Origin of the sequence: Bradyrhizobium sp. URHD0069 (assembly GCF_000701345.1) — a bacterium.
Classification (GTDB): Bacteria; Pseudomonadota; Alphaproteobacteria; order Rhizobiales; family Xanthobacteraceae; genus Bradyrhizobium.
Map to the genome: position 1 here is coordinate 164,485 of NZ_KL370776.1, position 19,356 is coordinate 183,840.

The 19,356-nt window shown below is 60.8% G+C and carries 15 protein-coding genes and 1 pseudogene; 10 read left to right on the plus strand and 6 right to left on the minus strand.

The features are described 5' to 3' along the window. Window positions 1–128: 128 nt before the first annotated feature. Both N554_RS0133095 and N554_RS0133100 read right to left on the minus strand, forming a co-directional pair. The gene (locus N554_RS0133095) at window positions 129–1,697 is read right to left on the minus strand and encodes a DUF4403 family protein (protein ID WP_029587360.1); all 1,569 of its coding nucleotides are present in this window, start codon (window positions 1,695–1,697) and stop codon (window positions 129–131) included. Between the two features lie 749 nt (window positions 1,698–2,446). Next, window positions 2,447–3,943 carry an AIPR family protein gene (locus tag N554_RS0133100; protein ID WP_029587361.1) on the minus strand — a complete coding sequence of 499 codons (1,497 nt, stop codon included), beginning with the start codon at window positions 3,941–3,943 and terminating at the stop codon, window positions 2,447–2,449. On the opposite strand from N554_RS0133100, the gene N554_RS40665 reads away from it, so the two are divergent. After that, window positions 3,920–4,138 (plus strand): hypothetical protein, encoded by a 219-nt coding sequence (locus tag N554_RS40665; protein WP_156042244.1) that lies wholly within the window; start codon window positions 3,920–3,922, stop codon window positions 4,136–4,138. The two genes, N554_RS0133100 and N554_RS40665, sit on opposite strands and share 24 nt — an antisense overlap. A 341-nt stretch (window positions 4,139–4,479) precedes the next feature. Here N554_RS40665 and N554_RS0133110 read toward each other — a convergent pair whose 3' ends face one another. Then, entirely contained in the window at window positions 4,480–5,169 is a 690-nt protein-coding gene (locus N554_RS0133110) for a L,D-transpeptidase (RefSeq protein ID WP_029587363.1), read from the minus strand. 230 nt (window positions 5,170–5,399) lie between these two features. Further along, window positions 5,400–7,019, minus strand: coding sequence for a TAXI family TRAP transporter solute-binding subunit (locus N554_RS0133115; RefSeq protein WP_371259547.1), 1,620 nt, complete (start codon window positions 7,017–7,019; stop codon window positions 5,400–5,402). Between N554_RS0133115 and N554_RS36950 the strand changes: the two are divergent. From N554_RS36950 to N554_RS0133130, 3 genes and pseudogenes are all read left to right on the plus strand, one after another. Further along, window positions 6,935–7,994, plus strand: a pseudogene (locus N554_RS36950) (glycosyltransferase family 4 protein). The gene N554_RS0133115 and the pseudogene N554_RS36950 overlap by 85 nt on opposite strands. A gap of 30 nt (window positions 7,995–8,024) precedes the next feature. After that, a complete protein-coding gene (locus N554_RS0133125; RefSeq protein ID WP_029587365.1) occupies window positions 8,025–8,678 on the plus strand; it encodes a class I SAM-dependent methyltransferase in 654 nt (217 codons plus the stop codon). Window positions 8,679–8,808: 130 nt separating this feature from the next. Further along, window positions 8,809–9,423 carry a hypothetical protein gene (locus N554_RS0133130; RefSeq protein ID WP_029587366.1) on the plus strand — a complete coding sequence of 205 codons (615 nt, stop codon included), beginning with the start codon at window positions 8,809–8,811 and terminating at the stop codon, window positions 9,421–9,423. A 45-nt stretch (window positions 9,424–9,468) separates the two neighbouring features. Here the strand turns inward: N554_RS0133130 and N554_RS0133135 are convergent, their stop codons facing one another. Next, window positions 9,469–11,133, minus strand: coding sequence for an aminotransferase class III-fold pyridoxal phosphate-dependent enzyme (locus N554_RS0133135; RefSeq protein WP_029587367.1), 1,665 nt, complete (start codon window positions 11,131–11,133; stop codon window positions 9,469–9,471). A gap of 35 nt (window positions 11,134–11,168) precedes the next feature. Between N554_RS0133135 and asd the strand changes: the two genes are divergently transcribed. Together asd and N554_RS0133145 are read left to right on the plus strand one after the other, a co-directional pair. Next, complete coding sequence (gene asd, locus N554_RS0133140; protein WP_029587368.1) at window positions 11,169–12,050, plus strand: archaetidylserine decarboxylase; 882 nt, start codon at window positions 11,169–11,171, stop codon at window positions 12,048–12,050. 93 nt (window positions 12,051–12,143) lie between these two features. Further along, window positions 12,144–12,857, plus strand: coding sequence for an NUDIX hydrolase (locus N554_RS0133145; RefSeq protein ID WP_029587369.1), 714 nt, complete (start codon window positions 12,144–12,146; stop codon window positions 12,855–12,857). A 345-nt stretch (window positions 12,858–13,202) separates the two neighbouring features. On the opposite strand, the gene N554_RS0133150 is transcribed toward N554_RS0133145, so the two are convergent. Further along, window positions 13,203–13,934, minus strand: coding sequence for a DUF2147 domain-containing protein (locus N554_RS0133150; protein WP_029587370.1), 732 nt, complete (start codon window positions 13,932–13,934; stop codon window positions 13,203–13,205). A 552-nt stretch (window positions 13,935–14,486) separates the two neighbouring features. Here N554_RS0133150 and N554_RS0133160 point away from each other — a divergent pair. From N554_RS0133160 to N554_RS0133175, 4 genes are all read left to right on the plus strand, one after another. Further along, window positions 14,487–15,719: an extensin-like domain-containing protein gene (locus N554_RS0133160; RefSeq protein ID WP_029587372.1), complete on the plus strand. Its 1,233-nt coding sequence runs from the start codon at window positions 14,487–14,489 to the stop codon at window positions 15,717–15,719. Between the two features lie 550 nt (window positions 15,720–16,269). Continuing rightward, a complete protein-coding gene (locus N554_RS0133165) occupies window positions 16,270–17,067 on the plus strand; it encodes an outer membrane protein (protein ID WP_029587373.1) in 798 nt (265 codons plus the stop codon). A 137-nt stretch (window positions 17,068–17,204) separates the two neighbouring features. Then, window positions 17,205–18,092 (plus strand): outer membrane protein, encoded by an 888-nt coding sequence (locus tag N554_RS0133170; protein WP_156042245.1) that lies wholly within the window; start codon window positions 17,205–17,207, stop codon window positions 18,090–18,092. A 308-nt stretch (window positions 18,093–18,400) separates the two neighbouring features. After that, the gene (locus N554_RS0133175; protein ID WP_029587375.1) at window positions 18,401–19,240 is read left to right on the plus strand and encodes an outer membrane protein; all 840 of its coding nucleotides are present in this window, start codon (window positions 18,401–18,403) and stop codon (window positions 19,238–19,240) included. The last annotated feature ends 116 nt before the right edge of the window (window positions 19,241–19,356 follow it).

Here is a 19,356-nt window from a genome sequence, read left to right on the forward strand (position 1 = left end):
CGTGCCCACCAAATTGCAGCGGTGGGCTCGCGGCGTTCATCAACGGGCGCGCATTCGCGCGAGCCGTTGGCTTAGCCCCACCTACAATTTGCTGCTTATCCTCCGCAAGCGGGACGAGCGAGTAGAACTCACAATCCCGGCAGCGCTGCGATGTTGACGTTGATCGCGCCTTCGGCTTCCGCGATCACGCGCAGCGTTTTGGAATCGAAAGCGATGTCGGCAAGCCGCAGGCTGGTGATTTCCGCCGTCACCCGCACCCCGTCCTCGTTCTTCTGAAAATCCGATATCATGGCCGCGATCTTTTTCTGCGCGTTCGAGGCAAACGGTTTGAGGTCGACGGTGGCCTTGTCGGCCAGTGCCTTTTGCAGCTGCGGCATGACCGCCTGCGCCGCAGCTCCAAGCAGCCCGAACGCCGCTTCCGATTCGACGGCGAGTTCGACGTTGGTCAGCCGCAGGATCTGTTGCGCCTGATCCAGCACCGGCTTGCCCCAGATATGCACATTGGCTTCGGCGCCTAGTCCGAAGAAGCTCGTTTTCTCCTTGGCTTTCACCAGAAGCGAGATCAGCAGCCGGTCGCCCGATGCGGCGACACTGGCGCGCTTGACGGTAACGTCGACAGGGCCCGAACCGTCCTCCGGAAACGTCCGGCCGGCGAATTGTGCTTCCACGATCTTGTTGATGTCGGTGAACGGCATATCGATCGGCATGCCAATATGGACCCCTCCGACCGTCGGCGGGACGATGGCGATGACAGGCGGAAACGGGCAATCGGGCTTGGTCTGTGCCGGAGTGATGCGGGTCTCGGCCTCGATGCCGAGCGTCAGTGTGACGGCAGACGCATCGACGCGCGGCTGCGCGGCGATGGCGCGGCTCGGACGCAGCTCCAGCCAGAGCGCTGGCGATGACGAGGTCACGCCGGGGCCCTGCAGCGGAATCGAACGGCAAATCTTGGCCCATTGCAGCCGCGCGTTCCGCTCGAGCGCGGGATCGTTGCGTATCCGCGCCTGCACGGCGGTGAGCTGATCGGCGACCGTCTTGTCGATCAGCGGCTTGACCTGCGCGGGGACGTTGACGCGGGCGCCCGCCACCGAAAGATTGGTATCACCCAAATTGACCTGCGCGGCCAAATTCGGTTCAAGGCGCCAGGCGGCGGCGAGTTTCGGCCGCGACGTGATCGTGACATTGCCTTTGATCTCCGCGCTGGCGTTGAGCTCCTTGATGTTCACGCTGCCGATTTGCTTGGCGACATCGCCGCCGAGCAGCCTACCCAGCGCATCGTCGACCGCGCCCGTCGCTTTTGATGTCAGCGAGCCCGTCACATTCAACGTTCCCGTCAGCGACGTTGCCAGCGACAGTACATCCTGGGCGCCGGTCGCGGTGATCGGCCCGCGCGAGGCCGTCCAGCCGATGTCGGCGTTTTGCAAAATCTGCGATATCGGATTGTCGGCCTTGCCTCCGAAGCTGCGTGGCGCGCCGCGATCGGCGGCGTCGCGGATGGCGGAAAGCGCGATCGCGACCGGCGCGATGATGCTGGAGCTGCGCGGCGCGGGCGGCAGCGGCGGCAATTCGACGAGCACCGGGGCTGCGACCTTGCCGCGCGGCGATAGCCAGTCCATGGCCTTCAGACTGAGAAAAAACGAAACCGCGACCAGCGCGATCGCGAGCAGGGTGGTTTTCAGCTTAGCCGTCAGTCGCATCATCCCCTCGGGACCGATTCAGCCGGAGAGTCTACAGCGCTGATATGGCGGACGCCAGTACGGGCAGGCGCGAACACATTGTGGCCTCATCCTGTGAGGAGGTGCGGCGCTTGCGTGCGTCTCGAAGGGTGAGGGGTTGGTCGATAAGGCGGTTAGCAGGCCTCATGGTTCGAGACGGCGCCAGCGCGCCTCCTCACCATGAGGATCGACGGCGAACGCCTGGTTCAATTCCTGAATTGGTTCGCTTCCTGAATTGACAGGCGACGATAACGCCTCATCCTGAGGAGCCCGCCGCAGGCGGGCGTCTCGAAGGATGAGGATGGTCGATATGGCGGTTACTTCTCGATTATAAAGCGCGGTAATACCGGCGTGTATCATCACGTTAGCCGCAGCATTTGAAGCGTTATCTTGCCGAATACGATTTTTCGTTACAACGAACGTTCGGCCCTAAGTGTTACTGACGCGGAACGTGCGACCAAGGCGGTACAGGGGCGTTGTGGGCAAGCGGATGACCTATCAACGAACTAATGGCGGACCGAACGAAATACCAATCTAGGCTTCACGGCCCGCGCGGGACTTACGAACCGCGCGATCCCCGCCAGCTTTCCTTTTCTTTTTTGGGCGATCCTGAGTCTTAGCCTTGTGTTGCGGCGGGGTGCTCGCCATACGGCGAACTACCTCGTTGCGCCTTTTTGCTACTTCCTCCGATGAATATTCTTCGGGGTGCGATTTGTTTGGCATGGCCAAACTCAGTCCTTCTTGTACTTTTTCAGCATCTTTGTGATCTGCTCTGTTGTCGCCAGCGTTCTGACGTTATCTCGCGATAGGTCGCCGCCACTTGCTTTGTCGATCACACTCTTAGCCTTCTGAACCAACTGATTCGCCTGAGTGTCATCCTTTAAAACTTCCAACATTTTGCCGCATCGCTTTTCCATCTCCTTGGAATTCATAAACGATGTAGGAAAAGGGTCCATCAGAAGCCGCATCGCAAGGAGCATGTGATAGCGGGCTGATTTGTAAACTCTTAGCGGCTTGGTCCGCAACTGGACTTCCAATCTGTACGCGGCGAGCGCGGATAGAAAGTAGGGGTCCAACTTATCGGGCTCTAGAAAGATGTCCTTTCCAACGCGCAACCTAAGCGTTTTGTAGCTTTTTGCAGCGGCGTGCGGCTCTTCCAGAAACATCGAAGCGAATACCTTAATCAAGGTTTGAGGCGCGACGATTCTTCCTTTCTCCACTGGAATGCGATCGTACTGCCCGTCTCTCCGTTCATAGAGAAGACGGATTTCTTCCGGGTGAGATTCGAAATGCTTCTCAAGCCTCTTCGCAAATTCGGTCCGTGCGTAGATTTGCTCTTGTGTCAATTCAGTCTGTTGATTCGTCCCAGTGACAACTGAATCGATAACGTTATCGTCGTTCGTCCAAATCAAACGTAGGGGAACGTGGATTGCAGAATCCTTCAGCTTAGCCCGCTGATCAAAGAGAACGTTGCTCGTCTGGCATCCATTCACTATCTGAAAATTTTCGATGGTGAAGATGTTGCCGAACTGTGTAAGCCCCCTGGCGATAATCGTAACCCCATTGTTCATAAGTACGAAGCGCGCTTTTTTCTCGGAAAGAACAGTCTGCCTGATACCTGAGTTTACCTCATTGTAATCCTGCCAATCTCTGACGTTGTCGTAAAAGATTCCGCCGACGATGTCGTCGCCGGCGTCGTCGCTGATAATCTTCACGAAGTCATTTGCGTGCAGGTATCCGAGGTAGGCGAGACGGACGCCTTCGATACTTGGGATTTGAACCTTTTGATCGAAGGTAAATGTTCGAGTGACTGCGTTTTTCGTTGCTGTATGCAGGCGCATAATGTCGTCGGCGCCGTAAGGCGTGAAGGTGACAGCTTCGAACATCTCGGTATCAGTTAGTTTACTTGCTTCGATATTTTTGCGAGCAACCAGATCGGCTGCGTCTGTCCATTTCCCAGTCGTTACGTAATAAATATGGCAAGCGGGTCGGCGCTTAAAACTAGGAGCGCGGTTGTAGATGGCCTTCCATATTTGAGTGGCGTCCTTAACGTCGTCGTTTTGCACCATAAGGGGAACGGGGCGGAAGAAGTCCTGAACGCCGTTTCCTATCGTGCCAATCTTCGCCCCGTCGAATGACGGCGACCGCTCAGCCTGAACGAAAATAAATGTGGCTTCGATATATCCATTCTGATCAAGCATCTCTTGGACCTGATCAACGTCGGTCATAAGAGAGCCGTTCACAATGATGGCGACCGCATCAATCCCGGTATCTCCACCATCGCCAATGACAACATCTTTGAGATTGAGCGCGCGGCTAAAATGCCGCCGAACCGCAAGGTAAGCGCTCAGGTATTGAACCTGTCCTTCTCCTCCAGCGCCTCTATTCCGTTCTCTTTTGAGAACTCACTGAGGATGGACTGAACGATCATATTCATAAAGGCCGCTCCTCGCGCCGCCGGCGACTCGCCGAGGGGCAGATTGGGACGCCCAGTTTCTACGCTCGCCCCAGTTGCAATGGGGAAGTTAAATACCACATGATCTGTGCAGTCAAAGTGATAACTCGGCCTGCGGCGGGCTCCTCAGGATGAGGACCATCTAACGTTTAGCCATAGGCAATCTGGCTGCACCATTTACAGGTCGCCATGCTGAGGAGCGCGCTGTTCGCGCGCGTCTCGATGGATCGGGGAGTGGCCCATGTGCCGCCTTGAGGCCTCATGGTTCGAGACCGCGCCAGCGCACCTCCTCACCATGAGGATCGACCATCAGCCCCGCTTGCCGGTCGTATTGTCGGCGCGGCGGTCCATCGGCAGCACGATCACCTTGGTGCCGACGTTGACCCGCGAATAGAGATCGGCGACGTCTTGGTTGGTAAGGCGGATGCAGCCGGACGAAACCCGGGTGCCGATGGTCTGCGGCGCGTTGGTGCCGTGAATGCGATAGATCGTGCCGCCGAGATACATCGCGCGGGCGCCGAGCGGATTGCCGGGGCCGCCGGCCATGTAGCGCGGCAGGTAAGGCTGGCGCGCGATCATTTCCGAAGGCGGAGTCCAATCCGGCCACTCGGCTTTTTTGGTCACCGACTGCACGCCCGACCAGGTGAAGCCATCACGGCCGACGCCGATGCCGTAGCGGATCGCCTGACCGCCACCGAGCACGTAATAGAGATAGGTGTTGGGCGTATCGATGATGATGGTGCCCGGCGCCTCGCGGCTAGCGTAACTCACGATCTGGCGCTTCAGCCGAGCCGGCATCTCGACCACGGTGCCTTCGTCTTGCGACGGCGCGGTCTGCACCGGCGGCGCCGACTGTACCGGAGGCGTCATGACGAACGGAAATAGCGGCAGCGGCGCCGCCGCGGCGGCACCGGAAAACGCCATCGTGCCGATCGCCAGTGCGCCAAGAGCGGCGGCGGTACGGCGGGAATCCAGCTTCAATGCATCCAGATTGAACATCGGTCGTCCCCCTGTTTGATCGCTCTCGCGCCAGTTCGGCGTGTCGTTGGGCGGATCAGTACCGGGCGACGGTTTCAGGACGTTTGCGTCAAGCCGCCAAAACGGTTTCGTCGGGGCGGAGAAATGTTTCGTCGCGGTGTCATAAAAAGACGATGTTGAGAAAATGATGCATCAATTTTCTCTCCCTCTCTCACCAGGGGGAAGGAGAAATTCCCGTCATTTGTCCAGGCTTACAGGGCGCGCCGGCGCGGCAGATCGGAGGTGGAGCCGCCGGTGGTGATGCGTTTGTCGGCAACGGCATGATGAAACTGCTCTAGCACCAGACCAATGGCCGACAGATCGCCTTCCTCGATCGTGCCGTCGTCGTAGCAATCGAGCGCCTCCCGCAGGATGCCGTCCGCTTCGCGTTGCATGGTCGCCAATTCTTCGGCAGATTCCGCCTGGCGCACCTTGGAGACCAGGTCGAGCAGATTGTCGCGATGCAGGCTGTACTGCTCTCTTTCATTCCGTCTCAAATAGTGGCGCAGCCAGGCGCCGACGGACCCCAGCCCGGACAGCAGCAGAATAGCGCCCCAAATGTAGTCGCTGTATTTTTCGAGGAAAGTGCGCTCGGTACCGTCGATGTAGGCCGCCGCTCCCTGATGGGCGGGCAGCGCGGCGTCCTTGTCGGTGTCCGGTTGCTCGATTTTTCCGGCGCCGGGCACTTCTCTGGCGAGTTGCGGTCGAACGGCAAAAAGCTGCCGAACGAATGCGCCGACCGCCGTGTCGGATAAAGACTTCGGCGCGACAATCAGGTGGTTGACGCTGACCGTGTCAATTTTGTCCTCCGGCCTGGCGGGCGATGAATTAAAGGTGCTGCCGGGAATTTCCTCGGCTTCGTACAGCGGATGCTTCTGGGCGATCGCCTCCGACACGTCGACCGGAAGGAATTTCGGCTCGCCTCTGGCCTTGGCGGTCGCGGCAATGGCTTCAGTCGTGATCTTGCTGTCCAGCGGCCCCACCGCCATGAAGGCATCGATGGCTGGATCGCGGGCCAGTTCGGCAATTTGATTGGTGCCGAATTGGGTGATCGTCACCTGGTCGGGATTGACGCCGGATTCGGTCAGGATCACGCGCAATAGCGTGACATTCGCTTGCGTCCGGCCGATGACGCCGACGCGATGACCGGCGAGATCGTCGATCGCTTTGATTTTTGGAGTCGGATGCCTTTTGGAGTTTTTGGGCGGGAGGCCGGAAGGCGCCCATAGCACAACGACGTTCTTGCGCAGGATGGCGACGGCTTCGGCGTTGGCAGGCAGGTTCAGATCGCCGCGCGCGACCGCCAGGTCGGTTTTTGAGGCTGTCAAAAGTGCGATGCTTTCGGTCGCTCCGTCGGTTGTAATCGGTGACAGCCGAACCGGACTTCCGTCGCGGGTAAAAATTTGCGCCAGCGCCTGGATCAGTTTGTGGTCGTCGCTGCCGGGCGGGCCAACCGCAATCCGCAAAGTCGTCGGCCGTAAAGCCAGGTACAGCGTGGCCGCGGTCGCGCCGAAAAGGAAAATGCCGGCGGCGAGGATCAATAGCGAATAGTTCTTCCGCTTCCGCCTTCTGCGGGACACGGCCGGCTGTTCGCTGAGCTCGGATGAAGACATTGTTGCGGGAATGTTACACGAAATATTTCCAGGCGGCCCGAAAAAGGATGACCCGCATACCATGACGTCACACGTTTGAAATATCTGTAGCCGAACGTCGGAGTTGAGAATCAACAAGCTCCCAGGTTCCCGAAATGCGGATATTGATCGCGACCGACGCTTGGCATCCGCAGGTAAACGGCGTGGTCCGCACGTTGACCTCATTGGCCCGCAGCGCATCGGCGCTCGGCGCCGAAATCGACTTTCTGACCCCGGATGGGTTTCCATCTGTGGGCGTCCCGACGTATCCGGGATTGCGAATGGCCTTGCCGAACGACCGCGAGATTGCCGCGAGGATCGATGCGGTATCCCCGGACGCCGTTCATATCGCGACCGAGGGGCCGATCGGATGGGCGGTGAGAGCCTATTGCCGGCGGCGTAAGCTGGCGTTCACGACTTCCTACACCACGCGGTTTCCGGAATACATCGCGGTACGCTCGATCGTGCCGGCGACACTGAGCTATGCGGTGCTGCGACACTTTCATGCGGCAGCCGCCATGACGATGGTTGCGACCTCCTCGCTCAGGCAAGAGCTCAGTGCCAGAGGTTTCAAGAAGCTTGGCACCTGGACGCGAGGGGTCGATACAGACCTCTTCTCGCCCGGCGAGGGGGCCGAGCTTGATTTTCGCAGACCCATTTTTATGACGGTCGGGCGTGTCGCCGTCGAAAAAAACCTTGAGGCGTTTCTTGCGTTGGACTTGCCCGGAACCAAGGTGGTGGTCGGGGATGGACCGCAGAAGCCGGTCCTGGCGCGCCGCTATCCGAACGCCAGATTCCTGGGCGAAAAAAAAAAAGGGTAAGGATTTGACCGCCCATCTGGCGGCGGCAGACGTCTTTGTCTTCCCCAGCCGCACGGACACTTTCGGCATCGTGCAACTCGAAGCGCTGGCCTGCGGCACGCCCGTCGCCGCGTTCCCGGTTACGGGCCCGCTGGATGTGATCGCGGATCATCCCGTTGGCGCCCTGGATACAGATTTGCGAAGCGCCTGCATCCGCGCCCTCGGGATATCCCGCGAAGCGTGCCGGAGTTTTGCGCTCGAGCGCTCCTGGGAGAACAGCGCAAGGCAGTTCATCGGCAACCTGACGGCGTTGCAGCCCAGCCGTTCGCTGCGACCTGCGCGCCGTGTCGCGGGCAGCAGCCCCGTGCGCGGCTAATCGGACAGATACAACAGCGAGCCACATACCATGATGCAAATCGCACAACTGGAATTCGATCGCGAGATGGTCGAGCGGGCCTATGACCGCTGGGCCCCGATCTACGACCTCGTGTTCGGCGGGGTGTTCAGCAAAGGCCGGCGCGCCGCCATTCTCGCCACCAACAGTATCGGTGGCCGCGTGCTTGAGGTCGGTGTGGGGACCGGCATTTCGTTGCCGCAATATGCGCCGAACCTTCGCGTGTTCGGGACCGATATCTCGGAAGCCATGCTGGGCAAGGCGAAGGCGCGGGTTGCCGAACTGGGCCTGAAGAATATCGAGGGTCTCGCGGTGATGGATGCCGAGAAACTCGAATTCCCCGACAATTCCTTCGATGTCGTCATGGCGCAATATGTCGTGACGGCGGTCCCGAATCCGGAAGCCGCGCTCAACGAGTTCGCCCGGGTTTTACGACCCGGCGGCGAGATTATCCTGCTGAGCCGGGTGAGCGCCGATGCCGGGATGCGCCGCTTCATCGAGCAATGGCTGCAACCGGTGGTGCGTCAGCTTGGCTGGCGGAGCGAATTTGCATGGTCGCGTTACGCGCAATGGGCGGCGGGAGCCCACGGGGTCGAATTGGTCGAGCGCCGCCCGGTGCCGCCCCTCGGCCACTTCTCGCTGATTCGCTTCCGCAAGGCCGCCTAGCTCACGGATCAAGCGGTAACGCGGGGCTTTCCGGTCGCGCGGTCGCACAAGCCGACATGTCATTATGATGTTGTCACACACCGGACACCGAATCCATGTACGCAGGTGCTGGCCAAAATTGGAGGGGACGATGAAGCGCTTTATGACGGCTTTGCGAACGCAGCGATGGGATGATCACCGCTACTATCATCACAGTCGCATCAACCAGAGCCTGCACTTTGTCAGTGCCTTCAGTTTCCTGGTCGGTTATGCGCTGCTCTTTGTCGATCCGGTAGCCGCTGCCCTCGTCGGCTGGCTGGTCTCCATGACCACGCGGCAGGCCGGCCATCTCTTCTTCGAGCCGAAAGGCTACGATCACGTCAATCAGGCCACCCACGAACACAAGGAAGAAATAAAGATCGGCTACAATCTGCAGCGAAAGATTGTGCTGCTTGTGATCTGGGCGCTTTCGCCGCTCGTGCTGTTCCTCGATCCAACCCTGTTCGGGATCTTTGCCCCCTGGGCGTCACCGGCCGATTTCATGCGACAGGTCGCCAAGATCTGGCTCGCGATCGGGATTGGCGGCCTCCTGTTCCGGACCATCCACCTGTTCTTCATCCGCGACGTGGAAACTGGCCTGGTCTGGATGACCAAGATCCTGACCGACCCGTTCAACGATCTCAAGCTCTACTACAAGGCGCCGCTCTACCTGCTGAAGGGCGAACTGATCGATCCCGGTCTCGAAAAGCACGTCAAGCCCGCCTGACAAGTGCACTATCCAACAGTGCGCCGTCGAAAAGACGGCTGCGGTTCACCGCGGCCGTCTTCGTGTCATCATCTCTCTCAGGATTTGCCGGCGGATCGTCTTGTTGGTGAGGGAAGCGTCGCGCCACCACCAGCCGTCCTGCTTCATTTTCACGGCCGCGGCGACAAAGCGTTTCGCCACCTCGGCAAAATCCGCGTCGGTATAGTTCAGGCTGAAAATCAGACGGCCGGTCCCGACCCAGCTCAGCGCGAGTTGCTCGAGGCGCAAATAGTACTGAAGCATCCAATTGTAGCGCGACGGCTCGGTATAGTGGACCATCCAGATCGAAGAAAGATTGCTGACCCGGACCGGCAAATCCTGCGCGGCCAGCATTTCATTCAGCCGTCGCGCGCGGTCGTCCCAGGTCTCATCGAGACCGTTATAGATCGAACGAAACGACGGATCGTCGAGCCGGTTAAGGAATTCGTCCATCGCCGTCATGACGTAGGGATGCGAATTGAACGTTCCGCGCGCGAAGCAGATATCGACAGGGCGATCTTCACGGAAGCGGCGCATCAGATCCTTGCGCCCGCAGACCACACCGACCGGGAGTCCGCCCGCGAGGCTTTTGCCATAGGTCACCATGTCGGCGCGCACGCCGAAATACTCCTGCGCGCCGCCGGCGGCGAGCCTGAAGCCGACGAATACCTCGTCGAAGATCAGCACGATATTGCGCTCGCTGCAGATTTCCCGCAGCGATTTCAGCCACTGGCCATACGCGGCGCGATCGAAATGGCCGCTTCGCGAGCTGTCGGCCAACGCGGAATCGGCCGGCGCATTGGCATTGGGGTGAAGCGCCTGCAGAGGATTGACCAGGACGCAGGCGATATCGCGCCGCGTCCTCAAGACGCGGAGCGTCCGTTCCGACATCTCGGCCAGCGTATAGGTTTCGTGCGGCGAAATCGGATTGCCGACGCCGGGCTGCACGTCGCCCCACCAGCCGTGATAGGCGCCGGCAAACCGCACCAGATGCGAGCGGCGGGTGTGATAGCGGGCGAGCCGCACCGCCTGCATTACCGCTTCGGTGCCGGACATGTGGAACGAGACCTCATCGAGTCCCGAAATCTCGCACAGCCGCCGGACATTGTCGGCAATGGCGGGATGGTAGGGCCCGAGCACCGGGCCGAGCGCATGGGCCCGCGCCGCAGCCTTGGCGATGCATTCCTTGTAGAAATCGTTGCCGAAAATATTGACGCCGTACGAGCCCGTCAGGTCGTAGAAGACGTTGCCGTCGATGTCGGTGACCGTGACCCCCGCCGACGACTGCATGAACGCACCGGCGCCCAGCTGCTCCCGGACCAGCCGGCTGTACTGAAACGGCACCCGGTAGGCCTCGGTGAATTGCAGGTCGGAGATTTTCTCGGAGGCCTGCAGCGTCATCTGCCGGCCCTTGGCGAACCGTTCCTGGTAGAGGCGCGCCAGCTTGAAAAAGCCGTCCTGACGCTGGATCGCCACGGCCGGCGGCGCGCCGTCAGAGCTGAAAAAGTCGTTAATGTCGAATTCATAGAACGGGATCAAACGCGCCGCCAGGCGCGACATCTTCGCATGCCCGGTCAACGAGCGGTGTTTGGCACGCGACAGTGCCAATCGCGCCCGCAATTTCGGAAAAACGGCGGCGGTGCCGACAATCGCGGCGCCGGCGAGAGAGAGAATCGGAAGAGGCGAATCCATGTCCACAAGCGCTAACCAGTCCCGCTGACAGATTCATGACAATTCGAGGCCTCATCGCGGTCCTGTCGCAACAGGAAGACCTGAACTTTTTGCTGACCAACCGCATCCCGCGCGCAGCCGTGACGCGCTTCATGGGGTGGTTCAGCAAGATCGAACAACCCCTGATCCGCGATCTCTCGATCGCCTGCTGGCGGCTGTTTTCCGATCTCGATCTTTCTGAGGCGCGCAAGACGAGCTTCAAGAGCCTGCACGATTGCTTCACGCGCGAACTCCGCCCCGGCCTGCGCCCGCCCGATCCGGACTCGTCGATCGTGGTCAGTCCGTGCGATGCCATCGTCGGCGCATTCGGCGCGATCCGCGATGCCGAACTGTTTCAGATCAAGGGCGCCGCCTATTCGCTTTTTGACCTGCTCGGCGACCCCGCGCTGGTCGATGCGCACCGCAACGGACGGTTCATCACGCTGCGGCTGACCTCAAGCATGTATCACCGCTTTCACGCTCCGCAGGATGGCCGGATCGAGCAGGTCACGTTCATCAGTGGCGACACCTGGAACGTCAATCCGATCGCGCTGAAGCGAATCGAACGGCTGTTTTGCAAGAACGAGCGCGCCGTTATCCGCACCCGGCTGGAAAGCGGCGAAATCCTTACCCTGGTGCCGGTCGCAGCCATTCTGGTTGCAAGTATCCGGCTGCATTTTCTCGATATCGTCCTCAATGCCCAAAGCCGCGGGCCGGCCGTCTTCCCTTGCGATGTCAGCGTGCGCAAAGGCGATGAGCTTGGCTGGTTCGAGCACGGATCGACGATTATCGTACTGGCGCCGGACCATTTCGAATTTGGCGACAACGTGCAGGAATCCGCACGGATTTATGCCGGCCAGCCGTTGATGCGAAAACCCGCCTCTGCAAACGCGGTGTAACCGCGTTAGCGAGCGAGCCCGCGCCAATCTCGATTTCGCCACGGCACGTCTTTAGGGTGCGGTCGAACGGGATTCAAATCGACGGGACGTGAGATGGTGCGAGTGCCTGTTCTGGCGGCAGGAGGTATTGTGCTGCGGGGGGAAGAAACTCCCCTGATCGCGGTGGTGCGGCTGCGCAAGCGCAGCGAATGGGTTCTTCCCAAGGGCAAGCTCGATGACGGCGAAACGCCGCGCGACGCCGCCGTGCGCGAGGTGTGCGAAGAAACGGGGCATGACGTTTCCGTGCACGAATTTTTGGGAACGCTGGTCTATGAGTCCGGCGGACGGTCCAAAGTCGTTCACTACTGGCGCATGGAGGCCGGTGGCGAACAGATTTACCAGCTGATGCATGACGCGAAGGCCGTCGAATGGCTGCCGCTCGATGTCGCCGTCGAGCAGCTCTCTCGCGCATACGAGCGCGCGTTTCTGGCTGTTGTGGGTCCGCTCGCGCTCGAGGCGGCTGCGCTCGCGACCCGGCGGCAAAAGGCGACGCTGCCTCCGCCCGCGATACCGGTTTCCGCGCCGCCGCAAGCCGATTTGCCTTCCGCGCCGACCGCAGAGCATGAGCGCCCATTTGCCGCGAGCGATGTCGTTGGGGCCGAGATGTCCGCGGGTGCAACGGAGTTCGGGACGGCGCCGCAATTTGTGGAAGCAGACGCCGCGGCGGCGGCGGCGCAGCCCGAAGCTAACCATACCGCGGCAGCGGCGCGAAGCCGGCGCAGAAACCTGATGCAGAAGATGCGGGACTGGCTACGGCGCGCCGCCTGATCCGGCGTTCTGCTCTGGTATTTGCCGATTACCTTGCGTCAGCGAAGCTCGCCCTAGCGCAAATTCCAGGTGGACTGGATCGCGGATCGAATGGCGTCGTGGTTCGGGAGGCGCGGCGTTGCCGCGCTCCTCAGCATGAAGGTTTAGAACCTCATCCTGATGAGGAGGCGCCAGCGGGTCCGCGCGAAGCGCGGCCCGATGATAAACTCCGCGCCGTCTCGAAGGATGAGGCCACCGCACTGGAAAGGGGTCCAGCAACCCGATTGAATGATGAACCACTGTTGTTGTGGAAAGGCCCCGCGGATCTCCGCGGGGCCTTTCCGAAAGCCGCGATTGGCGCATTCCTTAGCTGATGCGGTTCCAGGTTTGCCCGCCGCAGAACATTCCGCCGAAGGCGCAGCCCTGAACCCGCAGGGTATTCGGCCCCTTCATCGCGATCGTGGAGTCGTAGTCGCGGCCGCTGTCGGGATCATGAATGCGACCGGTCCATTTTTTGTCCGACGCCTTCATGTTGATGAGAATTTTCTCGCCGGTCTTCGCGGCGTATCCGCAGAGGTTTTGCCCGCACTGCTCGATGTGAACCTGGCCCTTGTTTCCTTCGGTGGCCCAGATGCCGAGCGGCGTGGTCGACGCAGCAACGGGCGCGGCAATGGGGGCCTGGGTCGGCGCCTCGGGCGCGGCCGCAGGCGGCGCCGGTGACGCAACGTTGTCGACGGCGATTGGCGCAGACGAAGTCGATGCCATCGTCGTCGAGGTTGACGGGGTGCCGCCGGCCGCAGGTGTAGTCGGCTGGGGCGCCGCTGCCGGATTGACGGGGGCGGTCACGGATGCTGGCGCGGACGGTTCTGTGCGGACCGCGACATCGCCGTCGTCGTCGGACTTGAGGCTCTTGAAGCCGAAGCCGGAGCCGGAGCCGGAAAGGCTGGGAGCCGATATCTGGATGCACGACAGCGAGTCGCAATTTTTCGGCGCCACGATGCGGATCTTGTGTCCCTCGATCTCGAAGGAAACCGAGTTGCCGGCGTGGGCGGCGGTGCTGACCATCAACAATGCGGCGAGAACGATGAGCTTTTTCATGTGAGCCTCCTTTGAATGGGCTGGTGAACTCGCGGCCACCCTAGGCCCGGCCAACGCCTGCTTCTGTGATGCGGGTCACAAGGAAAGGCCCGGTCGATCCGGGTTGGTTGAGGCCGTCATTCCGGCATCGCGCCAGCGGGCCTGCGCCAACCGGTCGCGCGAATGTGCGCCCGATGACTGGCTCCGCGCGGCCCTGGCGAGGACGCATAGAAAGACCCGGCGTTTGGAATTCCAAAACCGCCGAGCGTTGAAAGATTTCCAGGTTGTGATGCTGAGGCGCTACATCAAGCCGAGCACGATCGCTCCGACAAAGGCGAGGGCGAGATACGCGGCAACAATGCTCAGTCTGCTGACCAACGTCACGGCAATCCTCCCTAGATTACGTTGCTGCCCGCTGTAACGCCAAAGGCTAGCAAACCGTTCCCCGGCGAAAAAGTCAGCGCCACTGTCTATCCCTGACCTCGACAGCGCGCCGGCGCCGGCAACGTGGTTAAAGAATACCCAAATCAATCCGTTGAAGAGTCTTTAAATAAATTCGCCGAACGTGCGCGGATGACACGTGGAGTTCGTTTGTATCTCGTCGGCTCCTTCGTCCTTGTCTCGTTGGCGGGCTGCGGCCGCGGATTTTTTTCCGCCGAGCGCGAACCGTGGCGCGCTGAGGCCGAACTGGCATGCCTGAAGTCCGGCGCCGTCAAGGAGAACGCCGAGCTGGTCCGGATCAACCCGATTTCCGGCCCCGGGGTTTGCGGCGCGGAGTATCCGCTCAAGGTCGCCGCACTCGGCGAAAGCAGCGGCACGTTCGGCTTTGCCGACGATAGCCTGCGCCCGCCCGCAAGCATCGGCAGACAGCCGCGCTGGCCGATCTCGCAGCCGCCGCAGACCTTGCCGCAAGCACCGTCCTATCCCGATACTGCCATGCGCCAGCCGGGTTATGGCGCTGCGCCGAACGGCCCGATTTCCTTGACCGCGCCCGGCGTCGCGCCGCAAGACGATGAAATCGATCTGCCGCCCGAGGGCACGCCGGGGTTGAGCGAGCCTGCCGGCCGCAGGCCGCCTATGGGCTCACAGGCCTATCCGCCGCGCGAGCGCTATTCGGCGCCCTATTCAGAACGCCCCGGCGCCGCACCCGGCTTGCCGCAACCGGAACGGGCGCCGCGGCTCGGGCCGGCGCAAGGCAATTCCGTCGGCGGGTTTGGAGCGGTTGCGATGAAGCCCGCGGCGACGCTGGCGTGTCCGATCGTCTCGGCGCTCGATCGCTGGCTCGCCGAGTCCGTGCAGCCCGCCGCGATGCGCTGGTTCGGCGCGCGCGTCGTCGAGATCAAGCAGATCTCCGCCTATTCCTGCCGCGGCATGAACGGTAATTCGCGCGCGCATATTTCCGAACACGCCTTCGGCAATGCGCTGGATATCTCGGGCTTCACCCTCGCCGACGGGCGGCACGTTACGGTCAAGGGCGGCTGGAGGGGTATGCCGGAAGAGCAGGGCTTTCTGCGCGACGTGCAGGCCGCGGCCTGCCAGCAGTTCACCACCGTGCTGGCGCCGGGCTCCAACGTCTATCACTACGATCACATCCACGTCGATTTGATGCGGCGCGCCAGCCAGCGCGTCATCTGCCAGCCCGCCGCCGGCTCGGGCGAGGAGATCGCCGCACGCGCGTCGCGGCGCAACCCTTACGCTTCCCGCGAACCGTTCGTGACGGGATCGCTGGGCGGCCGGAAAGCCCTGCCGTATCGGCACAAGCCAAACGATCGGGTCAACGAGGAAGACGAGTTCATCGACGAGTAGGGCGCAGCGGACCGAAGCATCCGCAAGGCAAGGAGTGAAGGGTGTCGGCGAAGTGCCGCTCGTCCTTGTCATGGCCCCCGCCGCCAACGCCGTCCACAACACCCGCGGCAAACGCTTCTACAGCCTGCCGATGTCGCCGTCCCTGATTTTTGCTTCCACTTCACCGGGGATGGAGCGGATTCTACTCAAACTGAGAGCGTTTAAGGGCACGCGGGTCACTCTGTGTGTCGTGCGTGCCACACTTGGGTATTCAAGCGCGAGAATGCGGAAAAATAATGCGGGAATGCGGAAAATATCCACCGATTGGATGACTTCCGGAGAGTGCGATTCTTGTAATTTTAAAAAGGCTAGGTGCTGCCGATCGGCAGCGCTTGAGGCCGGGGGATGATTTCCGGAATTGCGTCGAACGCGCCACACCATCCGGCTGAACGGGCCGGGACGGATAGCAATTAGTGCGTGTGTTGCTATTCAGAGACACGCTGCCTGAGATTCGGGTGCTACTTGTTCGCCCAAGAGTTGAAGATACCTCTAACGTTTATTGGAACGGGACATGAAAAACCTCGCACTTGTACTCGCAGCCTTGGGGCTCGGCACCGTTGCTGCTTCTGCTGCCGACATGTCGATACCGGCGCCGCGCTATACCAAGGCGCCCGTCGCGGTCGCGCCTGTCGCGACCTGGACCGGCTGCTATATCGGCGCGAACGTGGGCTATTCCTGGGGGGACGGCAGCTCGGGCTTGGCGCTTCTGCCGTCGCCGGCAGCTTTCGGCGCCTTTGATGGCAGATACACTGGCTCGCCTTCGGGCGCTCTCGGTGGCGGTCAGGTCGGATGCAACTATCAGTCCGGTATCTTCGTGGTCGGTATTGAAGCGGACATCGATTATCTGGGAGCCAGCAAGACCGCCAGTCGCACCGGAGTTATAGACGCCCCCGTGCTCGGGATCGTTAGCCAGAAGCTTGATTGGCTTGGCTCGGTCCGCGGTCGGGTCGGCATTTCACCTGGTTCCAACTGGCTGCTCTATGCGACCGGCGGTCTGGCCTATGGCAACACCAGCTTTTCTCACCACTTTTCTTTCGGCGACCCCAACCGTGGGTGGGCCGGCGTTCTCAACAATGACTTCCGGACTGGCTGGATTGCCGGTGCGGGTGTCGAATACATGGTCACCCCGAACTGGACGGTGAAGGGAGAGTATTTGTATTACGATCTCGGGAGCACCAGGGTCGTAGGCCTTCCGTTCAATGCGCCTTTGGCCGGATTCGGGGCGGATGGTCTCTATACGACCAGAGGAAGCATTGCGCGCGTAGGCTTCAACTATAAGTTTGGCGGCCCGGTCGTCGCCAGGTACTGATCGCTCGGGTACTGATCGCTCTGAAAATTCAAAACCCCGGCATCGTCCGGGGTTTTTGTGTCCGCCTTGACGATGATCTGACCGGGAATGTCGCCTTTCTGACATTTAGCGCCAGCCTGTTGCTTTTCAGAGACACGTTGCCCGAGATTCGGTGCTACATGTTCCCCTCAGAGTTGAAGATATTTCCAGTATTTATAGCAACGGACATGAAAAACCTCGCACTCGTACTTGCCGCCTTGGGGCTCGGCACCGTTGCTGCTTCTGCTGCCGACATGCCGCCGCGCTATACCAAGGCGCCCGTCGTGGTCGCGCCTGTCGCGACCTGGACTGGCTGCTATATCGGCGTGAACGCGGGTTATTCCTGGGGGGATGGCAGCTCGAGCCTGGCGCTTCAGCCGTCGTTGGCAGCTTGGACCGCCCTTGACCCCGGCTTTGCCGTCTTTGATGGCAGATACGCTGGCTCACCTTCGGGCGCTCTCGGTGGCGGTCAGGCCGGATGCAACTACCAGTCCGGCATGTTCGTGGTCGGTATTGAAGCGGACATCGATTATCTGGGAGCCAGCAAGACCACCAGTCGTGCCGGAATTGTACAGGGTGACCCCTACGCCGGGACCGTTAGCCAGAAGCTTGATTGGCTTGGCTCGGTCCGCGGTCGGGTCGGCATTTCACCTGAATCCAACTGGCTGCTTTATGCGACCGGCGGTCTGGCCTATGGCAACACCAGCTTTTCTCACCAACATGTTCGCACCGACACCAACCAAGGGTTTGCTGGCGCTCTCGATAATGACTTCCGGACGGGCTGGATTGTCGGCGCGGGGGCCGAATACATGGTCACCCCGAACTGGACGGTGAAGGGAGAATATTTGTATTACGATCTCGGGAGCACCAGGGTCGTGGGCCTTCTGTTCAACCAGCTTGCGAACGGATTCGGGGCGGATGGTCTCTATACGACCAGAGGAAGCATTGCACGCGCAGGCCTCAACTATAAGTTTGGCTGGGGCGGCGCGGTCGGCGCCAAGTACTGATCGCTCAAGTACTGATCGCTGCTGAACCAGCAGCTCATAACCCCGGCATCGTCCGGGTTTTTTTGTCCGCTTTGACGATGATCTGACCGGGAATGTCGCTTTGACAGCGTCGCGCCGTATTGGCAGCGCTTGAGGCCGGGGGATGATTTCCGTAACCGCGACGAACGCGCCACGCAACCTCCGCTGAACGGGTCGAAATGGCTAATATTAGTGCGTGTGTTGCTGTTCAGAGACACGCTGCCTGAGATTCGGGTGCTACATGTTCCTCTCAGAGTTGAAGGCAGCTTCAACGTTTATTGGAACGGGACATGAAAAACCTCGCACTCGCACTTGCCGCCTTAGGGCTCGGCACCGTTGCTGCCTCTGCTGCCGACATGCCGGGGCGCTATGCCAAGGCGCCCGTCGCGGTCGCGCCTGTCGCGACCTGGACCGGCTGCTATATCGGCGTGAACGCGGGTTATTCCTGGGGGGATGGCAGCTCGAGCTTGGCGCTTCAGCCGTCGGTGGCAGCTTTCGGCGCACTTGACCCCGCCGCCTTCGCCGCCCTTGGTGGTAGATACACTGGCTCACCTTCGGGCGCTCTCGGTGGCGGTCAGGTCGGATGCAACTATCAGTCCGGCATCGTCGTGGTCGGTATTGAAGCCGACATCGATTATCTGGGAGCCAGCGAGACCGCCAGTCGCGCCGGAGGTGTAGCTGTCCCGTTCGCCGGGACTATCCCGTTGGCCGGGACCGTTAGCCAGAAGCTTGATTGGCTTGGCTCGGTCCGCGGCCGGGTCGGCATTTCACCTGGGTCCAACTGGCTGCTCTATGCGACCGGCGGGCTGGCCTATGGCAACACCAGCTTTTCTCACCAATTTGTTCAAGGCGCCGTTGTGCCCAGCGGGTGGGCTGGCGCTCTCAACAATGACTTCCGGACGGGCTGGATTGCCGGTGCGGGGGTCGAATACATGGTCGCCCCGAACTGGACGGTGAAGGGTGAGTATTTGTATTATGATCTCGGGAGCACCAGGGTCGTCGGCCTTCCGTTCAATCGGCTCGCGGACCAATTTGGGGCGGATGGTCTCTATACGACCAAAGGAAGCATTGCGCGCGTAGGCTTCAACTATAAGTTTGGCTGGGGCGGCCCGGTCGTCGCCAGGTACTGATCGCCGAAGTACTGATCGCTCTGAACCGGCAACTCAAAACCCCGGAATCGTCCGGGGTTTTTTGTGTCCGCCTTTTGCCGATATCCGCCAAGGGCGACGGTTCATCGGATCGCCGG